The sequence below is a fragment of the Endozoicomonas montiporae CL-33 genome, assembly GCF_001583435.1.
Lineage (GTDB): Bacteria > Pseudomonadota > Gammaproteobacteria > Pseudomonadales > Endozoicomonadaceae > Endozoicomonas_A > Endozoicomonas_A montiporae.
Genome location: NZ_CP013251.1, coordinates 1,265,001 through 1,287,386, shown reverse-complemented (window position 1 = coordinate 1,287,386; position 22,386 = coordinate 1,265,001). Strand labels below are relative to the sequence as shown.

Annotated in this window: 17 protein-coding genes and 3 rRNA genes (1 of these 20 cut by a window edge); 8 read left to right on the top strand and 12 right to left on the bottom strand. The window is 48.9% G+C overall.

Going from position 1 to position 22,386, the window contains the following annotated elements; genetic code table 11:
* Positions 1–224: 224 nt before the first annotated feature.
* The gene (gene tcdA / locus EZMO1_RS05645) at positions 225–1,007 is read left to right on the top strand and encodes a tRNA cyclic N6-threonylcarbamoyladenosine(37) synthase TcdA (RefSeq protein WP_034874855.1); all 783 of its coding nucleotides are present in this window, start codon (positions 225–227) and stop codon (positions 1,005–1,007) included.
* Between the two features lie 40 nt (positions 1,008–1,047).
* Here the strand turns inward: tcdA and EZMO1_RS05640 are convergent, their stop codons facing one another.
* Positions 1,048–2,790 carry a SufS family cysteine desulfurase gene (locus EZMO1_RS05640; protein WP_051789795.1) on the bottom strand — a complete coding sequence of 581 codons (1,743 nt, stop codon included), beginning with the start codon at positions 2,788–2,790 and terminating at the stop codon, positions 1,048–1,050.
* Positions 2,791–3,174: 384 nt separating this feature from the next.
* On the opposite strand from EZMO1_RS05640, the gene EZMO1_RS05635 reads away from it, so the two are divergent.
* The 3 genes from EZMO1_RS05635 (at position 3,175) to ilvM (ending at position 6,804) form a co-directional block, all read left to right on the top strand.
* Entirely contained in the window at positions 3,175–4,353 is a 1,179-nt protein-coding gene (locus EZMO1_RS05635) for a BamA/TamA family outer membrane protein (RefSeq protein ID WP_145912486.1), read from the top strand.
* A 475-nt stretch (positions 4,354–4,828) separates the two neighbouring features.
* Positions 4,829–6,502 (top strand): acetolactate synthase 2 catalytic subunit, encoded by a 1,674-nt coding sequence (gene ilvG / locus EZMO1_RS05630; RefSeq protein WP_034874857.1) that lies wholly within the window; start codon positions 4,829–4,831, stop codon positions 6,500–6,502.
* Positions 6,499–6,804: an acetolactate synthase 2 small subunit gene (gene ilvM, locus EZMO1_RS05625; RefSeq protein ID WP_034874859.1), complete on the top strand. Its 306-nt coding sequence runs from the start codon at positions 6,499–6,501 to the stop codon at positions 6,802–6,804. The genes ilvG and ilvM overlap by 4 nt, the downstream gene beginning before the upstream one ends.
* Here ilvM and EZMO1_RS05620 read toward each other — a convergent pair.
* On the bottom strand, positions 6,799–7,725 hold the full coding sequence (locus EZMO1_RS05620; protein ID WP_145912485.1) for a LysR family transcriptional regulator: 927 nt from the start codon (positions 7,723–7,725) through the stop codon (positions 6,799–6,801). The two genes, ilvM and EZMO1_RS05620, sit on opposite strands and share 6 nt — an antisense overlap.
* Before the next feature lie 336 nt (positions 7,726–8,061).
* Between EZMO1_RS05620 and EZMO1_RS05615 the strand changes: the two genes are divergently transcribed.
* The gene (locus tag EZMO1_RS05615; protein ID WP_034874864.1) at positions 8,062–8,523 is read left to right on the top strand and encodes a hypothetical protein; all 462 of its coding nucleotides are present in this window, start codon (positions 8,062–8,064) and stop codon (positions 8,521–8,523) included.
* A 27-nt stretch (positions 8,524–8,550) separates the two neighbouring features.
* Here the strand turns inward: EZMO1_RS05615 and EZMO1_RS05610 are convergent, their stop codons facing one another.
* Positions 8,551–9,510, bottom strand: coding sequence for a 1-phosphofructokinase family hexose kinase (locus tag EZMO1_RS05610; protein ID WP_034874867.1), 960 nt, complete (start codon positions 9,508–9,510; stop codon positions 8,551–8,553).
* A gap of 236 nt (positions 9,511–9,746) precedes the next feature.
* The gene (locus tag EZMO1_RS05605) at positions 9,747–10,178 is read right to left on the bottom strand and encodes a PTS mannitol transporter subunit IIA (RefSeq protein WP_051789798.1); all 432 of its coding nucleotides are present in this window, start codon (positions 10,176–10,178) and stop codon (positions 9,747–9,749) included.
* A gap of 324 nt (positions 10,179–10,502) precedes the next feature.
* On the opposite strand from EZMO1_RS05605, the gene EZMO1_RS05600 reads away from it, so the two are divergent.
* A complete protein-coding gene (locus EZMO1_RS05600; protein WP_034874868.1) occupies positions 10,503–11,513 on the top strand; it encodes a LacI family DNA-binding transcriptional regulator in 1,011 nt (336 codons plus the stop codon).
* On the opposite strand, the gene EZMO1_RS05595 is transcribed toward EZMO1_RS05600, so the two are convergent.
* The 4 genes from EZMO1_RS05595 to EZMO1_RS05580 form a co-directional block, all read right to left on the bottom strand.
* Positions 11,498–14,434 carry a hypothetical protein gene (locus tag EZMO1_RS05595; RefSeq protein WP_145912484.1) on the bottom strand — a complete coding sequence of 979 codons (2,937 nt, stop codon included), beginning with the start codon at positions 14,432–14,434 and terminating at the stop codon, positions 11,498–11,500. The two genes, EZMO1_RS05600 and EZMO1_RS05595, sit on opposite strands and share 16 nt — an antisense overlap.
* A gap of 253 nt (positions 14,435–14,687) precedes the next feature.
* Positions 14,688–15,758: a PLP-dependent cysteine synthase family protein gene (locus EZMO1_RS05590; RefSeq protein ID WP_034874871.1), complete on the bottom strand. Its 1,071-nt coding sequence runs from the start codon at positions 15,756–15,758 to the stop codon at positions 14,688–14,690.
* Positions 15,759–16,573: 815 nt separating this feature from the next.
* A complete protein-coding gene (gene hisA / locus EZMO1_RS05585) occupies positions 16,574–17,329 on the bottom strand; it encodes a phosphoribosylformimino-5-aminoimidazole carboxamide ribotide isomerase (protein WP_034874873.1) in 756 nt (251 codons plus the stop codon).
* A gap of 83 nt (positions 17,330–17,412) precedes the next feature.
* Positions 17,413–18,255 carry a tyrosine-protein phosphatase gene (locus EZMO1_RS05580; protein WP_034874876.1) on the bottom strand — a complete coding sequence of 281 codons (843 nt, stop codon included), beginning with the start codon at positions 18,253–18,255 and terminating at the stop codon, positions 17,413–17,415.
* Between the two features lie 268 nt (positions 18,256–18,523).
* On the opposite strand from EZMO1_RS05580, the gene EZMO1_RS05575 reads away from it, so the two are divergent.
* Positions 18,524–18,970 (top strand): YaiI/YqxD family protein, encoded by a 447-nt coding sequence (locus EZMO1_RS05575; RefSeq protein ID WP_034874878.1) that lies wholly within the window; start codon positions 18,524–18,526, stop codon positions 18,968–18,970.
* Between the two features lie 51 nt (positions 18,971–19,021).
* Here EZMO1_RS05575 and EZMO1_RS05570 read toward each other — a convergent pair whose 3' ends face one another.
* A complete protein-coding gene (locus EZMO1_RS05570; protein ID WP_034874880.1) occupies positions 19,022–19,861 on the bottom strand; it encodes an META domain-containing protein in 840 nt (279 codons plus the stop codon).
* 161 nt (positions 19,862–20,022) lie between these two features.
* Between EZMO1_RS05570 and trhA the strand changes: the two genes are divergently transcribed.
* Positions 20,023–20,697, top strand: a complete 675-nt coding sequence (gene trhA, locus EZMO1_RS05565) for a PAQR family membrane homeostasis protein TrhA (RefSeq protein WP_201772169.1) — start codon at positions 20,023–20,025, stop codon at positions 20,695–20,697.
* A gap of 724 nt (positions 20,698–21,421) precedes the next feature.
* Here the strand turns inward: trhA and rrf (EZMO1_RS05560) are convergent.
* From rrf (EZMO1_RS05560) to EZMO1_RS05550, 3 genes are all read right to left on the bottom strand, one after another.
* Positions 21,422–21,537, bottom strand: a 5S ribosomal RNA gene (gene rrf, locus EZMO1_RS05560).
* Between the two features lie 82 nt (positions 21,538–21,619).
* Positions 21,620–21,735 (bottom strand): 5S ribosomal RNA (rrf, locus tag EZMO1_RS05555).
* A 142-nt stretch (positions 21,736–21,877) separates the two neighbouring features.
* Positions 21,878–22,386: ribosomal RNA gene (locus tag EZMO1_RS05550) — 23S ribosomal RNA — on the bottom strand; it runs 2,448 nt beyond the window's last position.

Genomic DNA, 22,386 nt, shown 5'->3' with positions numbered 1-22,386 from the left:
TGCAGGGGCGGATTTTTCCGCCCTTTTTATGGTTATTTTTTGATCAATTGTTGCAGCCAGTTTATCCATCGGCATCAGCCAACATTGTTACAAAGTTATACCAAAGGTTATCCACAGACTTTGGGGATAACTTATGTTCACGGGTTTTGCTGAAATAGCACTGACCGAAAGATGGTATTATAATCCGCGCCCTTTCTAATGACTTTGTGAGCCCTGTAAACGTTATGAGCAACACCCTTGATGAACGCTTTGGCGGTATTCGCCGTCTCTATGGCATGGAGGCTGAAGAAAAGCTGAGGCAGTCCCACGTTTGCGTTATTGGCATTGGGGGAGTCGGTTCCTGGGCAGCAGAAGCGTTGGCAAGAACCGCTGTGGGTAAAATCACCCTGATTGATCTGGATGATATCTGCATTACTAACATCAACCGCCAGCTGCATGCGCTCACTGCCACCGTTGGTCAGTCTAAATGCGATGTTATGCAGGCGCGCATCAAGGCTATAAACCCTGACTGTGACTGTCAGATCATTGAAGATTTCATCACCCCGGACAATATTGCCGAGCTGATTACCAGCGAGTTTGATTATGTTCTGGATGCCATTGACAGCTTCCGGGTGAAAGCTGCCCTGATCAATCACTGCAAGCGCAGTAAAATTCCGGTCATCACCACCGGTGGTGCTGGCGGTCAGACTGACCCGACACAGATCCAGATTAGCGATCTGACCAAAACCTGGCACGATCCGCTGGCAAGAAAAGTCAGAAACCATTTGCGGGATTTTCACGGATTCAGCAAAAACACCAAACGTAAATTTGGTGTTGATTGTGTATTTTCCAGTGAGCAGGCGGTTTATCCACACCCTGACGGCAGCATCTGCCAGCAAAAACCCAGCGATCTGGGTTCAACCAAAATGGATTGCGCCAGCGGCTTCGGTGCCTCAACCGTGGTCACCGCGACCTTCGGCTTTGCGGCCGTTTCACGCATCGTTAAAAAACTAACTGCAAAAAACTAACCGCAAAAAGCTGATGGCTTAACGATCTTTAAAAGCCGCCTTAATGATAACGATGTGCCTGAGACAATATCTCGGCAACAATCGCTCTGAGCCCGTTGCCTCTGGACGGGCTTAAATGAGTCAGTAAGCCTAACTGTGCAAAATAGCCGTCCATGTCAAAACGACTAATGTCTTTCGGCTGCAAACCGTTAACCTGCCCCAGAACCAGTGCAATCAAGCCACGAATGACTCTGGCATCGGAGTCGGCAGCAAAAAACAATTGCATGGTTTCCTGATCGTAATAATGATGAATCCACACTGTACTTTCACAGCCATGCAGTCTGGACTCATCGGTCTTCCAGCTTTCGGGTAACGCAGGCATTCGTTTTCCCAGCAACATAATCTGCCGGTACTTTTCCTGCCAGTTATGGGCGCCTGTCAGGCTGGCTGGTATTGACTGATCATTGAAGGCTTTTATGGTCTGGTAAAACTCGGGCAAATCTGAATGCTGTTCAGGCAGTTTCGGAGAGATTTCATCTACGGGCTGCTCAGCCATTACAAGGCGTCTCATTGCTGCCAGAAAACGTTCCACCTCCTCTTCCGAGTTATACACAGAGAACGATGCACGCACAGTGCCGGATAGATTAAGTCGTTCCATCAATGGCATGGTACAGTGATGCCCGGTACGCACTGCAATACCCTGCTGATCCAGCAGCAAGCCAATATCCTGATTGTGCAAATGATCACAGATAAACGACACCACCGACACTTTATCCTGCGCTTCACCCACCAGCCTGATGCCGGGAATGGCCTGCAGACCGGCTTCCGCTTTTTGCCTTAACGATAATTCATGCTCTGCCAGTTGTGACAGGTCAAACTGCTGCAGGAAATCCAGTGCTGCCGCCATACCAATAACACCGGCCACATTGGGTGTACCGGCTTCAAACTTGAACGGCAATGAATTGAACCGGGTACCGGAAAAGCTGACCTGTTCAATCATTTCCCCGCCCGCCTGCCAGGGAGGCATGGCGTCAAGCAGATCTTTGCGACCATAAAGCACACCAATGCCAGTAGGACCAAACACTTTGTGCCCGGAAAAGACATAAAAGTCGCAACCCAGTGTTTGTACGTCTACAGCCTGATGCGCCACCATCTGCGCACCATCGACCAATACCAAAGCACCTTGCTGGTGCGCCGCCGTAATAATATCCGCCACCGGCGTAATGGTACCAATGGCATTAGAGGCATGAGTGACACAGACTATTTTCGTTTTGTCGGACAACTGTTGTGAAAAGCTGTCCATACACAAGCTGCCATCAGCCCTGATGTCTGCCACTTTAATCACAGCCCCCGTGGCTTCAGCCACCAGCTGCCATGGCACGATGTTGGCGTGATGTTCCAGACAGGTCAGCAGAATTTCATCTCCGGCCTGAAGGTTTGCCCTGCCCCAGCTATTAGCGACCAGATTAATCGCTTCAGTGGCGCCACGAGTCCAGATAATTTCATTAGAAGACCGGGCATTCAAAAAATGCTGAACCTGCTCTCTGGCCACTTCAAACGCTCTGGTCGATTTGGCACTCAGATAATGAGAAGCCCGGTGCACATTGGCATTCTGTTCCCGATAGTATGCATTGACCGCTTCGATCACCCTTTCCGGTTTCTGTGTGGTCGCTGCATTGTCCAGATAGACCAGTGGGTAGCCATGCGCCTGCTGGCCAAGAATCGGGAATTGCTGCCGAATCTGTTCAGGATTAAATCGCTCCGGTTCAAACCCGACCTGCTGTGAAGACTGCGTCTTCTTCATGATGTGGTTACTTTATTCACTGCGAAAGAAGCGGAAGTTTACTGTATGTTGAGATACAAAGTCAGTTTGATCACTTTGTAAATTGAGGCAACACCTTATTCAGGCAGCCCCTCATTCCCGTGATAATCCTTCCGTAATCCCCATGTTTACGCTGGGCGTAGGAGGCTGTCCGAGAATAGACTGCCCTACTGCGGTGACAGCCTCCCGGGCTCAGTGATCACTGACTATCCAAAAGCAACAATGAACAACACCAACAGGCCAGCAGGTAGACTGTTATCTGGCCTACTGACTCTTTCATTCACTCTTTCAACGCTGACCCTTTCAACGATGGCTCTGTCAGATACAGCATCGATGTCTGAAAGAACGCCTGAAAGAGAAAACACTGTGAAACTTTCTGCAGTGCCTTATGCCTTTCAGTCCAAAGACTGGGGCACGGCTGCAGGTGCTTCGGGCATCGCCACCGGTCTGTTCCAGCCGCAACTGTCGGTTTTTGCCACCGGTATAGCCTCAAACAACGGTTCCTGGCTGGGCTTTCTCGGTATGAGCAATCTCATGATACCCGGCCAGAGCCAGTGGTTGATTGATCTGCAATTGCTGAACAGTTACTACGATGAGACCAATTATTATGTGTCCGGAAATCCGGACTATAACAGTGAACAGGCTGGCAGTAACGACTCCAGTGCAGACAATTACATCCGTACCTCAGGCAAAGAGTCTCATTACTATGCCCGCTTTCGCTATATCCTGCCCATCGGTGACGGGGCTGACGGCGCACTGGCCAGCATGATGCACCGCAAAGGCGAAACCAGTCAGTCCTCGGGTAGCATGAACCCGTTTGCCAATGGTTTTACCACTCTGGAACTGCGGCCATTCTATCAGCGACAGGATCTGGGAGAAGCCACTCCGGCAGAAGACGATCCTACAGCCAGAGGGGCTCATTTCATTCTGGATTATGATAACCGCGATTCCACTCAGGAGCCCACCACCGGTAATCATCTGGAATTCAGGGTGACTCAGGACCGGGGCAGCAAAAACCGAAACTCATGGCGTACCTGGCAGCTGGGCTTCAGTCAGTTTTTCGATCTGGGCGACAGCCGTCTGTGGCAGCAACAGGTTGTTGCACTGAATGGCTGGGCGGCCGATACGCCCACCTGGAACAAGACCGAAACTGTAAATGGTGTTGAAAAGTACCAGAGGCCTTCCTCTTTCACGGGGGTATCACTCGGTGGCTGGACACGACTCAGAGGTTATGCCAATAACCGTTTCCATGGCCGCTCTGCTGTATCGTACAGCGCCGAATACCGGGTAAAACCCCAATGGCAACCGTTGCAGGGTTTGCCGGTATTGGGTGACTGGTATGACCTGCCCTGGTGGCAATGGACCGTATTTGCCGACGCCGGACGGGTCGCCGATACATTCAGTGCCAAAGAGTTACACAGCGATATGAAAGTCAGTATTGGTGCCGGTGTTCGTTTTAAAGCCGAAGGCGTTACCGCGCGCGCTGAAATTGCTGCCAGTGAAGAAGGAAGTCGCTTCATTATGTTCATCAATCAGCCATTTTGATCAGCCCTTGAGCGTTCTGATTATTTTTTCTGGCGCAAGCATAAATACTGTTATATCTTTTGTCTGTGAATCATTTTTAAATCTGTCATTTTCAACACACAGAGATAGATCGCTGACATGATTGTTAACGCCCTGCACAGCCTGCTTAACCTACTAGTCGTAGTCATTAGCGTGCCTGTGCGGGGGGCTGTCGTTGACTGACAGTGTAAGCATTCAAAAAAGCCCCCGCACCGAAAGGTCCGGGGGCTTTTTTTTAGCCCGTTAAATGTGACTAAAAGCGCTCCATTCACTCATAAAGCGCACAATGAGGAAAACAACATGCTAAACCTGAACATTCAACTCTCTGGCATTCTGATTGTGCCGGTCGTCATGAGTCAGATCGTTTCCCTTCTCGTGCGCGTAGCCCTGCAACCTTTGCCTGTGCACTGTTCAGACACAACACCACCATTCCATAAAAAAATGCGGGGAAGGTACCATGGACGGCGCTGAAGCTCTGGTAAAAAATCTTGCTCAACACGGTGTGACCACCGTATTCGGTTATCCCGGCGGTACGATTATGCCGGTGTATGATGCACTTCTCGATTCCCCTATAGAACATCTTCTCTGCCGTCATGAACAGGGCGCTGCGTTTTCTGCCATAGGATATGCCCGCTCAACTGGTCGCCCGGGAGTGTGCATAGCCACCTCCGGCCCCGGAGCCACCAACCTGATCACCGCCTTGTCTGATGCTTATATGGACTCTGTTCCTCTGGTCGCTATTACCGGACAAGTGCCTACTAACCTGATCGGTACCGATGCCTTTCAGGAAATGGATATTCTGGGCATGTCCATCAGCTGCACCAAACACAGTTTTCTGGTCACCGATCCTGATGAGCTGTGTCACACTCTGAATCTGGCCTTCGAAATCGCTACTTCTGGTCGTCCCGGCCCGGTATTGGTGGATATTCCCAAAGACATACAAAAGGCAGAAGCCAACTATCAGCCACCCCTTGAACTGGTTGGTTCTCATTCAGATGTTAATGCTGCCAGCCAGAATGATCTTACAAATGCCCGGGCACTACTGAAGCAAAGCAAAAGACCCATTGCTTACGTGGGCGGCGGCGTGGCCATGGCCGGGGCGGTTGAAGCGCTGAGAACCTTTCTCGATATCACCCACATTCCCAGCGCCTGTACCCTGAAAGGTCTTGGCTCGGTTGAACCGGGTCGTTCCGGCTATCTGGGCATGCTGGGTATGCATGGCACCCGCGCTGCCAATATGGCGGTTCAGGAGTGTGACCTGCTGCTGGCTATCGGTGCCCGTTTTGATGACCGAGTCACGGGTAAGCTGGATGCCTTTGCTCCAAACGCCAAAGTCATTCATATGGATATTGATCCTTCCGAATTTGGTAAACGTCGCCGGGCAGATATCACGCTGACAGGCACTCTGGCAGATAATCTTGAACAGCTCGGCAGTGAAAACGGACAAACATTAACGCCAGACATTTCCGAGTGGATCAACCAATGCCAGAAGCATCAGGCCACCAGCCACTACCGTTACGATAAGCCCGGTAACGACATTTTTGCGCCGTTACTGTTAAAGCAGTTGTCAGAACAACTGCCACGTCAGGCCGTTGTCAGCTGTGATGTCGGGCAACACCAGATGTGGGTCGCCCAGCATATGAGTTTCTGGCACCCGAATAACCATCTGACCAGTGGTGGTCTTGGCACTATGGGATTCGGGCTTCCCGCTGCCATCGGTGCCGCCATGGCAAGGCCGGAAGACGACATAGTTCTGGTGTCCGGTGATGGTTCGTTCATGATGAACGTTCAGGAGCTGGCCACCATTAAGCGCCGGCAACTGCCGGTCAAAATCGTACTGATTGATAACCAGCGACTGGGCATGGTGAAGCAATGGCAGGAACTGTTTTTTGAAGGCCGCTACAGCGAAACCAACCTGTCTGACAACCCGGATTTTGTCACGCTGGCAAAATCCTTCGACATCAATGGTCGCTGCATTACCGAGCGGGCAGACGTTGAGCCGGCGCTGGAAGAAATGCTCGCAGCCGATACAGCCTGGCTGCTGCATGTCTGCATTGATGAAACCGAGAATGTCTGGCCGCTGGTGCCTCCGGGAGCACCAAACCATGAAATGATGGAGAGCAAAGCATGAATACGTTCGAAACCGCAAGCTGCTACGCCATTCGTATTGAATGTCAGAAAAAGCCTGAAGTCATGGAGCGTATTCTGCGCACAGTCCGCCACCGGGGTTTTGAGCTGCAAACCATTAACATGACTCAATCGGACTGTGGCGAAAAAGTGCATGCGGATATGACGGTATCCGGATGCCGCCCACTGAATTTTCTGACCAGTCAAATTGAGAAACTGTACGATGTATTATTAGTGGCAAAGGATTCCTGTCAGCAAAACAGCGACAGCATTCACTTTACTTCCACTGTTTCTCTGTCGTTATAACGGAAACCGGGCGATCTGACGGCCCTCGATAAACGCTGTCAGCTCGTCCCGAATAAACTCCCGCAACCAGCGATGGGCACGGTTCAGTGCCCAGTATTCCGGCCATACCATGCTGTAATACACTTCCGGAACATCCATGGGGACATCTCGCACCACAACACCTTCCAGATTGCGGGCAAAGGTTTGTACGGAGCCTGTTGCCAGAAAGACACTGTCTGTGCCTTTAACCAGATTCATGCAAGCCATGATGCTCGGAGCAAACGCACGCACTTTGACCTTGTCACTCAGTGAACGTATGTAGTCGTTCATTAGCTGGTGTGTATTCTGATCGTTTTTCTGCATGATAAATGGAAACTGCAGCAACCGTTCCTGAGACAACGGTTCTCTTGCCAGAGGATGATCCTCGCACACCACCAGACATACCCGTTCCTTGATCAACTGATGACCGGAAAGACCTTCTTCCGGATCCCCCACATAGCCGACCATGATGTCAATTTTGCCATTACTGACCGTTAAGCCCGGATGCAAAGCCACCAGCTCGAAGGTAAAGTGCGGAGCCTGCTTCCAGACGCTATGAATAATCCCGGGCATGACATCTTCCAGCACCATGTGGCCGGTCGCAATGCGGAAATGTCGCTCGGTGGTGGCCGGGTCAAACTGCTGGTTTTCAAAAATACTGCTGGCGGCATGCACCACCCGGTTCACCTCTTCATGAAGGCTGACCGCTTTTTCAGACAGGTAAATATGGTTTCCCTTACGAATCAGAATCGGGTCGTTCAGAGCTTCACGCAGCTGCCCGAGCGTCCGGCTCATGGCGGACTGGGTAACGTGCATCACCTGTGCAGCTCTGGATACGCTCTGGGTGTCCAGCAGTGCTTTAAGACCGGGCAGCAGATTGAGATTCAGTCGGGATAGATTCATGGACTCAATAGGCAAATCGAAAAGAGGAGGAAAGGTATCACTGAACCGCTGGAGGGAGAAGACCTGAAAGAGTTTCTACTGATAGAGGACAAATTTTTTAATTCTGCCCGCCAACCCCTGAATGGTTTTCAGACAAAAAAACAGACAATATGGATAAATACGTATTCCGACTTTCCTTTGTATTGAAATTCGGTACACTGGAAGAGTGCTCTAAAGTGTCTGGGTAACGAGTAAGGAGCCATGGTTTCGACTTATCAGGCACTTATTGCAGATTATGACAGCGGATGTCATGGCTGCTTTTCTCAAGCGAAGCTAACAGAGTTGTATGGAGGGTCCATGAGCCATAACAAGTATAAGAATGACGACCTGCAAGACCTTGTTGAAAATTACATGGATTCAGGTATGTCTGCCAGGGAATACGTGGAAGCCTGCGTTGATTCTGGTGAGATCAGTGCTGCTGAAGCCCTGAAACTGCTTTCCGTATTAAGAGATGCTCAATCAGTGACCTTTAAGCTGGCCGAAGTATCGGATCCTGAGCATCCGGGCCTGCAGATGACATTAAAACGTAAAGGTGCCGACCTTGAGCAACCACCCCTGTTCAGAATCTTTGTTGATGAAGACCTGAACGACGATAAAGACGAGGTGATTGACCTGCTGCAGAACTTTGCCAAGGAACTGGCTGTCATTGCTACCCGGGAAGAACTGAATGGCGGTGAAGCGGTTGATTCTTCGGATGACAACCCGGAAGAGTGGCTGAGCCACCCTAATATCATGCCTGCCAGTGAGACACGTCACTGAAACCGTTCATTAATCCTGTTCGACGTACTATCGCCCGACCTTGTTCGGGCGATGTTCTTTACAGGTTGTCATGACCACAGTTTGCCTTTGACTTTCCAACCGGTTCAGGCACTGAATGCCAACCCCGGTCTGACTCACCGCTTCCATGGCACAGGCTGTTGCCAACCCTGCTGTCTGATGTTGTGGAAAGTTGTGACTCAAACCAAACAGATAACCCGCCAGCAAAGAGTCACCTGCACCCACTGTGCTGACGATATCGACGTTGCCCGGCTGGGCATGCAGGCAATCTCCATCCCTTAGAAACCAGGCTCCGGATTCCCCCATTGATAACACAACATGATCAATGAATTTATGGAGATCCGCTGCTTTAACCAATGCTTCCGAAGACGACAATGGTTCTTCATAAAGTTCCTGAAGTTCCTGCAGGTTGGGTTTAATCAGGTTCGGTGCGACAGACAATGCTGTTTTCAGCGCTTCACCCCGGGTATCAACCGCAAGAAAAAAACCTGCCTCTTTAATGGTGTTCAGAAATTCAGCAAAGGCGGTCTGTGAAATACCGGCTGGCAAACTGCCACACACAGCAATCAAAGTACCTGCGGGCTGGCGGAGTACCGAGTCCAGAACCGGTTTAAGCGCATCATCGGTCACTCCCAGACCCGGAAGATTCAGCTCCGTCACTCTGCCTGTTGAGCGCTCTACCACTTTCACATTGGTTCGCACACTGCCTTCAACACAGATCTGCCTGAGCGCAATACCGTGCTGTGACAGGTAATCTTCAAACAATAAACGGTGCTGACTACCAAGCAGCCCACCGGCACTGACCGCACCACCCAGATCTGAAACTACGCGTGCCACATTGACACCTTTCCCTCCCGGAGTACTGTGCTGTTGATCAACAAGGTTAAGGGTTCCGGTGGTCAATTGATCCAGCATGACGGTTTGGTCAAGTGCAGGATTAAGGGTAATGGTCATGATCGGTGGAATCATTCACTGTCCTTACTGTCAGCGTTCTTTATCCGCTATTTATACCCATTCCCCTTGAAGATGTGGGGGTGTTGGCTGCTCACGGCAACTGCTCCTGCGTTGCTCTAGCTCCTGCATCCATGCAGTCGCCACTCACCCCAATCGCCTACTACTCGTAGGCTCATGGGGCTTCACTCGTTTGCCGCCTACCCACATCTCCAATGGAAACGGGTATATAAACCAGAACACTGAATAATCCGTTAAAAAAGTCGGGTTACTGATTGGTAAATGTGCTCAACCTCTTCTGTCACCGCCAGTTTGCGGCACAGGTCGGTATCATCAAGAGAACAGGCCAGATGACTGAGCATCTGCAAATGTTCTTTGCCCCGGGCTGCCAGTGCACACAGGAGGAAAGTCCGGTCATTATTTCCCCAGTTAACGCCTCGTGGAAACTGTATGATAATCATACCGCTATAATTTATCTCCGAGCGCGTGTCGGGCACACTGTGTGGTACTGCGATCCCGTTATCCAGATAAGTAGACGACAAAAGTTCGCGCCTGCACATACCGTGAAAATAACCCGGGCACACCATACCTGCTTCAACCAGCTTCAGACAAGCCAGTTTCAACGCCTGATATTTGCTCGGTGCAAACTGCTGTAAAAATATATGCGACTTTAATAATTGGCTCATAGGACAAACCATCAGGTAGATCGCCTTCAGCGAAGTACCTGCCAGCTATCTTATACCAATTCCATCTTCCAAATATGAATTGGTATTAAACATCATTAACATATTCGAGTTGTCAGAGTTAACCCTTAACATACGACAGTCTTCTGTTTCATCATCCGTGAATACCCGATGAACTATAGCTGAACCGATTTAGCCTGCTCAGATCAAATCTGTCTTAACTTTTTGTTTTTTAATATAAGCTCAAATAGCCTTTGGTTTAAAAAGCAATCTTTGAAATAACAACTATGCTTCTGTTGTAGGCTATCCGCAGTACTTTACGATGATATGAAACTGGAAGAACTGGCGCGTCTGGCAGGCGTTTCCAAAGCAACAGCCAGTATAATTCTGAACGGCCGTGCTGAGCAGTATCGCATCAGCAAGGTGACACAGGAACGGGTGACTGCGCTGGCAGAAAAGTACCATTACATTGCCAATATACAGGCGGCTGGTCTGCGCAACCACACCAGCAGACTGGTTGCACTGATTGTTCCCGAGCTGACGCATCAGGGGTTTGCCCGTTTTGCAAAAACCCTTGAGCTGAGGCTGAGAGCATTGGGTTACCACCTGATCATGAGCTGTTCTGAGGATGATGCAGAAGTGGAATCCCGCGCATTGCGTGCACTGACCGGGCAACAGGTGGATGCCTTTGTCACGGTCAGCTGTCACGACAGTGATGAAGTCTACCGGGAACTGACCGGCAGCCGGGCACCGGTGATCATGATTGACCGTAACATTCCGAACAGCCACTACCACTATGTCATCAGTAACGATCCGGACACGGTAAAACAGCTGACCTCTCTGTTAGTGCAAGTCAATCAGCAGCAGCCGGTTTATTTTGGTGGCGTCTTAACCATGGGAAACAGCCAGAAGCGGCTGCAGGGGTACTGTGAAGTATTGGAGAATGCCCGAATACCTGTGATGAATGATCGTATTTTCCACATGAACTACACGGCTGAAGCAGGTTATCAAATGATGGCAGAGTATTTCAGGCAACATCAGGCAATGCCGGAAAATCTGCTGACGGCCTCATTCACCTTAATGGAAGGCGTCCTCTCCTTTGTCCGGGAGCACTACCGTTTTTTACCGGATCGCCCCAACTGGGCAACATTTGGCGATAATATGATTCTGGACTTGCTGCCATTCTCTATTCACTCAGCACCACAGGATTACACGCGTATGGCTGAACATACTGTTGATCTGCTTATGTCCAGTCTTGTGGGTGAATCTGATCAGGCTAAGATCGTTCTCTCCAGAGACATCATCCAGAGACCGGGAAGGCTTCAGGAATCATCCTGAGGTGAGCCTGGAAGAATTCGCATAGAGCGATCAGGCTCACGCAACTTTAAAACCAGACTTTGATGGTCATCAGACAAGGCAACAATGGTACCGGCCCGACGCTTTAAGGATTTTTTCAACATCCAGTTAACCACTATACGCCTAAGGAAGTTGCCTTTCTTTAATCGTACCGTGGAGACTCCCCGTTCCCCAACCCGATTGGTCACAGTCAATACATCACTGGATTTGCCAAGGAAAAACGAGAAAAAGCCTTTGAGCTGACCCATTAATGATCGCAAGTCTGTACTGACTTCAAAAGCACGTTCCTGAACTGCACTGTCTTCTATCAATCTCGATTTCTTTTGAATCAGCGCCTCCACTTTTTCCTCTTCCGATTGCTCTGGCTCAGTCACCATTGGCTGCGCTTGGGAAGGAGCATCAACACTGTCTTGATCAGAAAACTCACTCCGGGCGTCCTCAAACAGCTCATTCTCATCATCGTCATCCAGAGCGTCTTCCGTTTTTGCTTCATTGGTTACCGGAGGCTTATCCAAATGGTCTGTCGCTTCAAACTCCTGCTCATCCTTAACCACCTCCCACTCATCAAAGCCTTGCTTATTGGAGGCTGCAATTTTAGACGCCAGTCGTCTGATGCTTTCTTCATTCCGTGGACTTGGGCCGGCCGCATGGCCAAGCCCGAGCAGTGCCATGGACAGAAGGCTTTTTACCTCTCTCTGACTCCCGTCGGACATGGTGACAAAACGCCCCAAAAAGGACTGCAACTCTTTTTCATTAACCTCGGTGCCTGCCAGTACACTCACTTTGTCCGCCAATCCAGCAGCGTTCGCTTCCTCGTCTGCGGGTATCTTCACGCCGGATGCACTTTCAACCTTTTCAAGCTGAAAGCTGATTAAGTCTTTTAATGCCGGTAAAGCTGGTCCCGCTCCAACCAGAGGCGCTTCTGAAGTCAGTACATTGTATTGCCTTCTCAACTCGTTAAAATGACTGGCGCTGATCGGGAACTTGAGATTCAACAATTCCCAGGCCAGTTTGCCCAGAGGCGGGTTCAGCGTCAGCTTCAAACCCGACAAGATCATATCTTCGGATTGAGGGTTTTGCAGCTCATTCCCCACCGTCATTTTTGCCGAAGCTCGGGGGACTGTGATGGTTAACACGCCCCCATGGGTCATCTCGATATCGGATACCTGCACCTGAAGATTATCGACCTCGACATAGCCCGATTCTCCCACACGAATTTTCTGAGGCTTGACGTCAATCATCGAGGGGTTTTCTTCAGACGCATTCAGCATCGCACCACGCAACGAAAACAGCACATCCACCATATTATCGAAGCCTTCCAGCCAACCATCCCTGCCCCGGGCAACTGACTGAGCGACTGCCAGTCTTGATTCTTCCTCGGACTCAGCTTTGTGATAGGTTGCTTCTTCTTTAGCGGCTGTATCTATCTGGGAACTGACTCTTTGTTTTAACGCCTGTAGCTCATCGCTTCTTTGTCCGGCTGCTTCCAGTGCCTGTATATCCTGCTGTAACTCTGTAGCAAAAGTACCCAGTAACTGACCACTCTGTTGATGACGCTGAACTTCTTTGTGATGATGGATAATGTTGTACTGTAAGTCTGATAAAGCCGCATCATCTGTATGCCGTTTAGTGCTGCTGATCACCGGTGAAAGCAACTTCAACAAAATTTGTCCGCCAGCCTGATTCAACAGATCAAAACACCCTCCGGTTTCCTGTTTCTGGCTGACGCCATCAATATGAATATCAATAAAATCCAACCATTTAGAACGGGGTTCGCTAGTGTCCGGATTCAACTCATTCGCTTTAAACTCTGCCCATACTTTCTGAATTTTGCCCGGAACCTTATGGGGCGCACTCTTCATAATATCGAGTATTTCAGCCGCAAGAGGAGGCTTGATGGTAAAACTGAATGCTCCCGCTAATTCAACAGGTTCTTCAAACGCTGAATCGCCGGATCTGGATTGGCATCTGGCCGAACATTCCGCCACATTAATAACAAAATTATCTCCCTCCATTGAGCAGCGATCAATGCGAGCCTGCAAGGCTTCCAGTTTTACGTCGTAATAACCCGCATCGGTTAATGTCACATCACCAAGGTCAATCTGGTAGACCGCTTCTTGATTCGCCGGATCAGCTTTGGCTGTATAAATCTGCTGAAGGCCACTAAGCAGCCTTGCTCCCGATTTAACAGCCGCTTTAAGAAAGGATTCTGTCTTGTCACGCTGGTGCCTGAGCTTGGTTTCAATCTGCTTAATCAGGTCAATCTCGGTGCCATAGTGAGCCTGTGCTGATTCCAGCTCTGACTTGAGTGTAAGCAAATTGCCCTGATCGTCTAATGCTCTCACCAGCGACTGATATTCTTTTGGTTTGAGGGTTTTGTATTTCGTTCTCAGGGCAGTCAGTTTCTTTTGGGTCTTAGCCAGCTGTCTGTTTACCTTCTTCAGACTGTCAGCATCATCCTGATATCCAGCTTTGAGCGCTTTCTTTTTCCTTTTCAGTTCTTGTAGTGTTTTTCTGGGTTTCTCATTTAAGCCTCTGGTCACAACCGGCATCGCCAGCGAGGAAAAAAAATCGATCATCTTGCCGGGCTTAACCCGTCTGGCAGGCTGCGTGATTTTGTCTCGATGCGTCAAAGGTAAGAAGTGTTGTTCATGCGTGTTCTTTAAGCTGGGAACCATACGACCAGTATCAGAGTGAACCGACACCTTTCGGTTCTGATGAACAGACTCGTTATCCGCCTCGGTAGCCCCCTGTTTAGGCGGATGCGAAACTGGAGAAGCAGAAGCTGGCCGCCGGGGACCATTCAGAGAATCCATGCTCATGGTGGCATTGTACTTGTTGTCATGACCTTTTTTCACTATAGGACACAACAACCCTCCGGCTCTGGCCAGAAATCGTGTCATCGCACACGATTTTGACAACCGGCAGGAGAAGCAGAGAGACAGGGGCAACATTTTGACTCTCTGCCATTATCAGTAGTAGCTAGGAGCCTGTCGGACTTACCACTGACCTAATGCGAAAAAGCCGGATTTGGTCATTTTTGACGATCCTTTTCGTTGAATAGCTCGCTATTCGCCTCAAATGATCGTCAAAACTGTCTCAAACCGGACTTTTTCTCGCTACGGTCGGCTAAGTCCGACAGGCTCCTGGAAGGCTTCAGGTATCCAGCACACCATCAAGATAAAAACATTCCAGCCTGCGTAACCATGGCGCTATGTCTCCAATCTGGCTGGCAATCCACTGTTCATCGTAACAGGTGTCAAGGTAGCGCTCGCCACTGTCGCAGATGAGGGTGACCACTGACCCTGTTTCACCACGAGCTTTCATTTCACTGGCAATTTGAAGGGCACCAAACAGATTGGTACCGGTACTGGGCCCGACTTTTCGACCCAACAGCTTTTCCAGCCAGTGAATGGTGGCAATGGAGGCTGTATCCGGAATATGACGCATTTCATCCACAACACCGGGAATAAATGAAGGCTCAACTCTGGGTCTTCCAATGCCCTCTATTCGGGAGCCCGAATCCAGTGTCAGAGACTCATCACCCGTGTTGTAGTAATCCAGAAAAACAGAGTTGTCCGGGTCAACGACACACAGTCGGGTATTGAGCTGCTGATAACGAATATAACGACCAATAGTAGCGGATGTACCGCCCGTTCCCGGACTCATCACCACATAGCGGGGTTCAGGGTACTGCTCAAGCTTCATCTGCTCAAACATGGAGTTGGCAATATTGTTATTGCCTCGCCAGTCGGTAGCACGCTCGGCATAGGTGAACTGATCCATATAATGACCATTCATTTCCTTAGCCAACCGTCTCGACTCGGCATAAATCTGGCTGGAGTGATCCACCAGGTGACAGCGTCCACCATAAAATTCAATCTGCCGAATTTTTTTGCTGGCCGTGCTTTTGGGAATAACAGCAATGAACGGCAGACCCAGCAAGCGGGCAAAGTAAGCTTCTGATATAGCGGTGCTGCCGGAGGAAGATTCAATGATGGGGGTATCTTGCTTCACCCAGCCATTACACAGAGCATACAGGAACAGAGAACGTGCCAGACGATGCTTCAGGCTGCCCGTCGGGTGAGTACTTTCATCTTTCAGGTAAAGGTCCACACCCTGAACAGACGGCAGATCAAGTTTAATTAAATGTGTATCCGCGCTGCGTTGAAAATCAGCTTCAATTTTGCGAATGGCCTCATTCACCCACTCATGAGCGTTATCCATAATGCCTCCGGACATCCCGAAAAATAAGTTTTGCCTCACTTATTGTAAGCAGCAAGAGCAAGAATGTGCTTTCGTTCTCCGCCATTGAATCCACTGTCACAGGATTAATTTTCTATAAAATGTTAGTTCTAAAGAATATTTTTCCGAAACTATTTATGGAATACGATTCACACTATTCAACTTATAACACACGACAAAATCAGTATTCTTGAGTCAATCCTTCCCTGAATCTCTTTTTTTTATAAAGCTAATAAACGCCACCGGACAACTTTTGCTCTGGATCAACAATTAATATCGAAATGTCATAAAGATTTAACAATAATCCTTTATTACTAAATTGACTGTGATAGCATGAATGTATTGGCTGAATTGTTGGATTTATACTCAACATTCTGTTTATTTGTGTGACTGCACAATCCTTCGTCTCACACGCAGGCATAGACGACCATTTTTATATGCCTTCTATAAGTAGAGACCGTAAGAGGACAATTTATTTAATTGATACAGGTATTAAACAATGAATAACTACAATTGTGATCAAAGCGTGCCATGCACCGAAACCGAAAATAACACTCTGACAAACTGTAAGAAAAATAACTGGCGTCAACGCTGGGAACGATTGGACGAAACTTCCCAGGAAACTAAATGGCGCCGGGAAGGTAAGCTGAAATAAGCTTTCAAAAATACAGAACGCTCGATCTTGTTATTTAATAAACAATATATACAAAGGCTCAAGTTCATTTTCGTAGAGCCAGCTTCCATAATAAAGACGGGTAAAAAAAAGGATTCAGTAACGAATCCTTTTTTTGTATTTCTTACAAACGACAATATTCAACAACGTCTCGATATTCCAATGTGCCACCGAATATATCCAGTGCGCTGCCAACGGTGATATGGACCTTATTATTTCCCGCTTTCCTGATTGACTCAAGATCGTCAAGACTGGCAATGCCACCGGCGTAGGTCACCGGAACCGGTGAATGCTCTGCCAGCAGGGCAACCAGCTGCAAGTCAGGTCCGGCCATCATCCCTTCAACCGACGCCGCATGAACCAGAATTTCGTCACAGGAGCCTGCCAGTTGCTGCAGTGTCTCCGGGCAAACTTCTGTTTCCGTAAATTTCTGCCAGCGATCTGTGACAATAAAGTAGCGTCCGTCTTTCTGTTTGCACGACAAATCCAGAACCAGTCGTTCCCGGCCTACGGCTTTGACCAGCTTTTGAAGGTTTTCATGGTGCACTTTACCATCCCTAAAGACATAGGATGTCACCACCACATGAGAAGCCCCCATAGCCAGATAGTCCGCAGCATTGTCTGCTGTAATACCACCCCCTATCTGCAAACCTCCCGGCCAGGCAGCAAGTGCTTCCTTGGCAGCAGATTCATTACCCGGACCCAATTTAATCACATGCCCACCCAAGAGGCTGTCTCTGCGATAAAGGGCAGCAAACTCTGCAGGAGACTGGTCGCTTTCAAAATTTACAGACGCCGAGTTATCGGAATCGGTTAACGAACTGCCAACGATCTGTTTGACCTTGCCATTGTGTAGATCAATACACGGGCGGAACTGCATAAACAATAACCTTTTAGTGTTGTTAGAAGGCCAGCAGACTGTAACAGATTTAGCACATCACTGATAACCGTCTGCCAAAGGGGCTATTGAGGTGAAAGCAGATTGTTTTTCAACTGGCGGATCTCTTTCTCTGCCATACCAAGCCGCTGTTGTGCGTAATGCGAAAAGCTGCCACATTCTTCATTAATATGGCTGAACATAACCTGCAAAAACTCTTTCTGCACACTCAGCAACGGACGCAGCAAATCAGTACTGGCTTTCTCTGGCATCCAGCTGAAGGTCGATTTTCCCGTCATACGAGCGGTTATGTAGTCAGCAGACAGATCATTCGACAACAGATAGTCTTCCATAATCTGACCGTCATCGACGTCCAGAAGCTTCAGTAACAAAGCCGTTGCTACACCCGTTCGGTCTTTTCCTGCTGTGCAATGATAAAGCTGAGGATAACTGTCAACACTCAGCAGACTGTGTAACCACTCAGCGTAAACATCACTGAAATCAATCACCATACTGCAATACAGGTCACTCAACCATCGAGCTACTTCATCTGCAGAATCAACGGTCTGCAAAACCCTGGTCATCTCTGCTCTGCCATTATCACCCATCACCGGTATAGGTCGATGAATCACCCGAATGCTTTCCACACACCGTTGATGAGGGGTATTTTGCTGTTCGAGACTGGAACGGAAGTCTGTAACCACTCTTAAATCGAGAGCGTCAAGGTACTTCTGACTGAGTGTTGGTAGTTGCGCTATTGAATCTGAACGATAAAGTTTTCCACTCGCAATAACAGAACCATCCTGTGTGCTGATACCTGCCAAGGTTCGAAGATTATGGGGCGTTTCCATGGGAATATGACGGTGATGCTTCCCCCGGGGCCGGGATGAAAAATAGTGCAGGGACTTATCGGTAATCTCTGTCGTCACGGTCAATCCTGTACCCAATGCTTTATAATTGTGCTCTTAACTGTTTTTTTTATAACATGATCTGGAACTATTGTATTGATCTAAGTACTCGGCCATACGTAATCGAATATTTCTGGCTTATTGAGCAGGTACTCTGCAAGGCGCAACGGCGGGAGCATAACATGCTATGTGACCAGAGTTGCAACGCAGTCAGAGTGCTTGACCAATAAGTCAGAAAATATGATTTCGTATGGTTGAGTGCTTGCGTTCCAGTCACGAGGTCTTATAGATGCACATCTGGGTCGATGCCGATGCCTGTCCAAACGTTATTAAAGACATTTTGTTTCGGGCTGCTGAACGCGTCAAAATTCCTTTAACGCTGGTTGCTAACCAATATCTGCGAACACCACCTTCTGCCCTGATAAAAGCAGTACAGGTGCCTGCCGGTTTCGACGTAGCGGATAATTACATTGCCCAGCATGTCCAGCCGGATGAGCTGGTGATCACTGCCGACATCCCTCTCGCCGCAGATGTGGTCAACAAAAATGCCCTGGCACTGAATCCAAGAGGTGAGTTATATACAAAAGAAAACGTGCAACAACGTTTATCGATGAGGAATTTTATGGATGAACTGCGCAGCAGCGGGATAGACACCGGTGGGCCATCTTCTCTCTCTGCCCAGGATCGTCAGGCCTTTGCAAACCAGCTGGATCGCCTGCTGGCAAAGTACTCATAAGGACGTTTGTTGCCAGCTTTATAAGCTAGCAACAAACCACCACTTATGAAGTTACATAGTCTTCACAGGCTCGGCTTTAACGTCCAGTGCCGCTTTATCTAAGTTCAGAGGATAGTGGCTCTTGCTGGTATAGAGCAGCTTGCCATTCTGGCGAACCTCGACAGAAACCGCATAGGTATGCCCTGCCTGAATAAGATGCGGGGCATAGGGCAGATCAAACGCTACCGGGCCGTGCAGTTCACCTTTCAGCTTGATTTTCTGCTCACCAATGATCTGTAACTGAGTATCCTGCTTGCTGACATCACTGAGTCGAATCGTCATCTGTGAGTTACGCGGGAAGCCTCCGGTGGAGGACTGGACTTCACCTTTAACCCGGCCGGTTTCAGCCATAAATACAATGGAATCCTGACCACCGGCTTCTTTTAACGTCAGTGTTCTACCGTCCATAAGCATCTGGTTGGTTTTCTGAAGTGTGGTATGGAATGCCATTTCCTGCTGCATAACCGGTTCGCGACAGGCCATCATGGTTGAGCCTATACGCCCAAATGAAACCGCACCTTTCTCTATCTGATAACCACCAAAGTAACTATTACAGGGGCCTCTGCCATTAACCTTACCCTGAGAGGCTGAACCCTGCGTCAGCTCCATAGTGACACGCTTGCCGCCTACCGGAGCCTCGCCATTCAATGAGCTCATCACCCAGATCTGCCCCTGCAGCATATCCGGCGTGACAACAACCGGCTTATGCGTTGAACTGCACGCTGCCAGCATAGAGCCAACGGTCAACACCATCGCAAAACGACCAATGGTTCTCATGATATCTATCGCACCTCTTACAGCTTGAACTTCAGAGTCCAGAAAATGTTTGCTACTCCAGCGATGTGGAGGCATTCCCCGAAATGTTACGCTCAACAACCTGTTCAATGAAGCTACCGGAAGTAAGCTCACGGTAAAATTCAAGCACGTCGGGATTTAAACAGTTTTTTTTCCATGTCATTTGACAAAAAAGCGCAGTATGATCCTTTCTCGAATCAACCTGCTTATGACTGTCCATGAATCGCTACTCACTCCCAAAACCACCTATGCTCAACCGGTCTTATAGCCTTGGGGAAGAAATAGCCAATAGCGTAACGCACGGTATTGGAGCCTTGCTAAGTGTAGCAGGGCTGACACTGTTGGTGACTTACGCTGCCATGCAAGGCGACGCTTGGCGTGTAGTTAGTTTCAGTATTTACGGCGGAAGCATGATACTTCTGTTTCTGATGTCTACTCTTTATCACAGTTTTCAGAATGAAAAAGCCAAGAGAGTCTTCAAATTACTAGACCATTGTGCCATCTACCTGTTAATTGCAGGGACTTATACACCTTTTCTGCTGGTTACTTTGCGAGGCCTGATGGGCTGGGTGCTGTTTGCCATCATATGGCTACTCGCTTTGACAGGCATCATTTTTAAACTGGCCTTCAGACACAGGTTCAAAAAGCTATCACTACTGACCTACGTCGGTATGGGCTGGCTGGCATTGTTTGCCGGACAGGAACTGACCCAAAACCTGTCAGCTGGCGGTATGGCCTGGTTAATTGCCGGAGGGCTGTCATACACTCTCGGCGTCCTGTTTTACGTCTGGAAAAAGTTACCCTACAACCATGCCATCTGGCACCTGTTTGTTTTAGCCGGAAGCCTTTGCCATTACACGACTATTTTTTTCTATGTGTTGCCCCAAAGCTGAATAAGCCTCATCTACAGGCAGTCTGTGACACAATCAAAGCCCCGGATCACGAGCGTCTGAGGGCTTTTTTTATTTCATCCGGACCATGAATACAATGCAATAAAAAATAATTCGCTGGTGTTTTCCACACATAACTACAGTCCTGGTAGATTACTCTGTAAAGGCTTTATGACGCACTCCCGTCAACGACCTACTCTTTTATGCCTTTCAGAGTACACCAGAACTCTCTCATCAACTGTCCACACGATAGCTATAGGTGACTAAAGAGCAGAAAATGTACGACCGAAGGGGTTCAGGAGTTACACCAATCGCAGTTATTAGGAGATAGGACGCCAGAGTCAGGGAGCAACTTTTACCAACATCATCGATGGGGCCGTTCTGTTCTTATACTTTTTCTGGACATAGCAAAAACCCCGACAGATTTCTCTATCAGGGTTTTCTAATGAGTACCTGACAATGACCTACTCTCAAATGGGCTCGTTCCATAGAGAGCCCACACTACCATCGACGACGGTTTCTTCTTTGTACTTTTTTCCGACATAGCAAAAACCCTGACAGATTGCTCTATCAGGGTTTTCTAATGAGTGCCTGACAATGACCTACTCTCACATGGGCTCGTTCCATAGAGAGCCCACACTACCATCGACGACGGTTTCTTCTTTGTACTTTTTTCCGACATAGCAAAAACCCTGACAGATTTCTCTATCAGGGTTTTCTAGTGAGTGCCTGACAATGACCTACTCTCACATGGGGAATCCCCACACTACCATCGGCGATGCATCGTTTCACTGCCGAGTTCGGGATGGGATCGGGTGGTTCCAACGCTCTGTGGTTATCAGGCAAATTTTGTGTGTTCCCAAGTCTTACGAATAATTGCTTCGAAACAAAAACGCTGGAACGTATCCAGCGTTTCTTAATGAGTGCCTGGCGATGACCTACTCTCACATGGGGAATCCCCACACTACCATCGGCGATGCATCGTTTCACTTCCGAGTTCGGGATGGGATCGGGTGGTTCCAACGCTCTATGGTCACCAGGCAAATTCTTTTGAGTGACTAGTTTCTAGTAACTAGTGACTAGTACTCTGGAATCCTGTTTCTTAATAAGCTTTTTGAGTTTTTCTTGCTTTACACTCTCTAGCGTATGGCTCTAGTTGTTAACCAGATCGCTTTGGCGTTATATGGTCAAGCCTCTCGAGTCATTAGTACTGGTTAGCTCAACGCCTCACAGCGCTTACACACCCAGCCTATCAACGTCGTAGTCTTCAACGTCTCTTATGTGACCTCTAGGGCCAAGGGAAGTCTCATCTTGAAGGGGGCTTCCCGCTTAGATGCTTTCAGCGGTTATCCCGTCCGAACTTAGCTACCGGGCAATGCGTCTGGCGACACAACCCGAACACCAGTGGTTCGTCCACTCCGGTCCTCTCGTACTAGGAGCAGCTCTCCTCAAACTTCCAACGTCCACGGCAGATAGGGACCGAACTGTCTCACGACGTTCTAAACCCAGCTCGCGTACCACTTTAAATGGCGAACAGCCATACCCTTGGGACCGGCTTCAGCCCCAGGATGTGATGAGCCGACATCGAGGTGCCAAACACCGCCGTCGATGTGAACTCTTGGGCGGTATCAGCCTGTTATCCCCGGAGTACCTTTTATCCGTTGAGCGATGGCCCTTCCATTCAGAACCACC

What these genes read in the sequence shown, in the direction of transcription:
- EZMO1_RS05600 (WP_034874868.1), top strand. Translation starts at nt 10,503, where the DNA reads ATGAAACTGGAAGAACTGGCGCGTCTGGCAGGCGTTTCCAAAGCAACA.
- EZMO1_RS05620 (WP_145912485.1), bottom strand. Translation starts at nt 7,725, where the DNA reads ATGAATCTATCCCGACTGAATCTCAATCTGCTGCCCGGTCTTAAAGCA.
- ilvG (WP_034874857.1), top strand. Translation starts at nt 4,829, where the DNA reads ATGGACGGCGCTGAAGCTCTGGTAAAAAATCTTGCTCAACACGGTGTG.
- EZMO1_RS05595 (WP_145912484.1), bottom strand. Translation starts at nt 14,434, where the DNA reads ATGACACGATTTCTGGCCAGAGCCGGAGGGTTGTTGTGTCCTATAGTG.
- tcdA (WP_034874855.1), top strand. Translation starts at nt 225, where the DNA reads ATGAGCAACACCCTTGATGAACGCTTTGGCGGTATTCGCCGTCTCTAT.
- EZMO1_RS05640 (WP_051789795.1), bottom strand. Translation starts at nt 2,790, where the DNA reads ATGAAGAAGACGCAGTCTTCACAGCAGGTCGGGTTTGAACCGGAGCGA.
- EZMO1_RS05575 (WP_034874878.1), top strand. Translation starts at nt 18,524, where the DNA reads ATGCACATCTGGGTCGATGCCGATGCCTGTCCAAACGTTATTAAAGAC.
- EZMO1_RS05615 (WP_034874864.1), top strand. Translation starts at nt 8,062, where the DNA reads ATGAGCCATAACAAGTATAAGAATGACGACCTGCAAGACCTTGTTGAA.
- trhA (WP_201772169.1), top strand. Translation starts at nt 20,023, where the DNA reads ATGAATCGCTACTCACTCCCAAAACCACCTATGCTCAACCGGTCTTAT.
- hisA (WP_034874873.1), bottom strand. Translation starts at nt 17,329, where the DNA reads ATGCAGTTCCGCCCGTGTATTGATCTACACAATGGCAAGGTCAAACAG.
- EZMO1_RS05570 (WP_034874880.1), bottom strand. Translation starts at nt 19,861, where the DNA reads ATGCCTCCACATCGCTGGAGTAGCAAACATTTTCTGGACTCTGAAGTT.
- EZMO1_RS05610 (WP_034874867.1), bottom strand. Translation starts at nt 9,510, where the DNA reads ATGATTCCACCGATCATGACCATTACCCTTAATCCTGCACTTGACCAA.
- EZMO1_RS05605 (WP_051789798.1), bottom strand. Translation starts at nt 10,178, where the DNA reads ATGAGCCAATTATTAAAGTCGCATATATTTTTACAGCAGTTTGCACCG.
- EZMO1_RS05590 (WP_034874871.1), bottom strand. Translation starts at nt 15,758, where the DNA reads ATGGATAACGCTCATGAGTGGGTGAATGAGGCCATTCGCAAAATTGAA.
- ilvM (WP_034874859.1), top strand. Translation starts at nt 6,499, where the DNA reads ATGAATACGTTCGAAACCGCAAGCTGCTACGCCATTCGTATTGAATGT.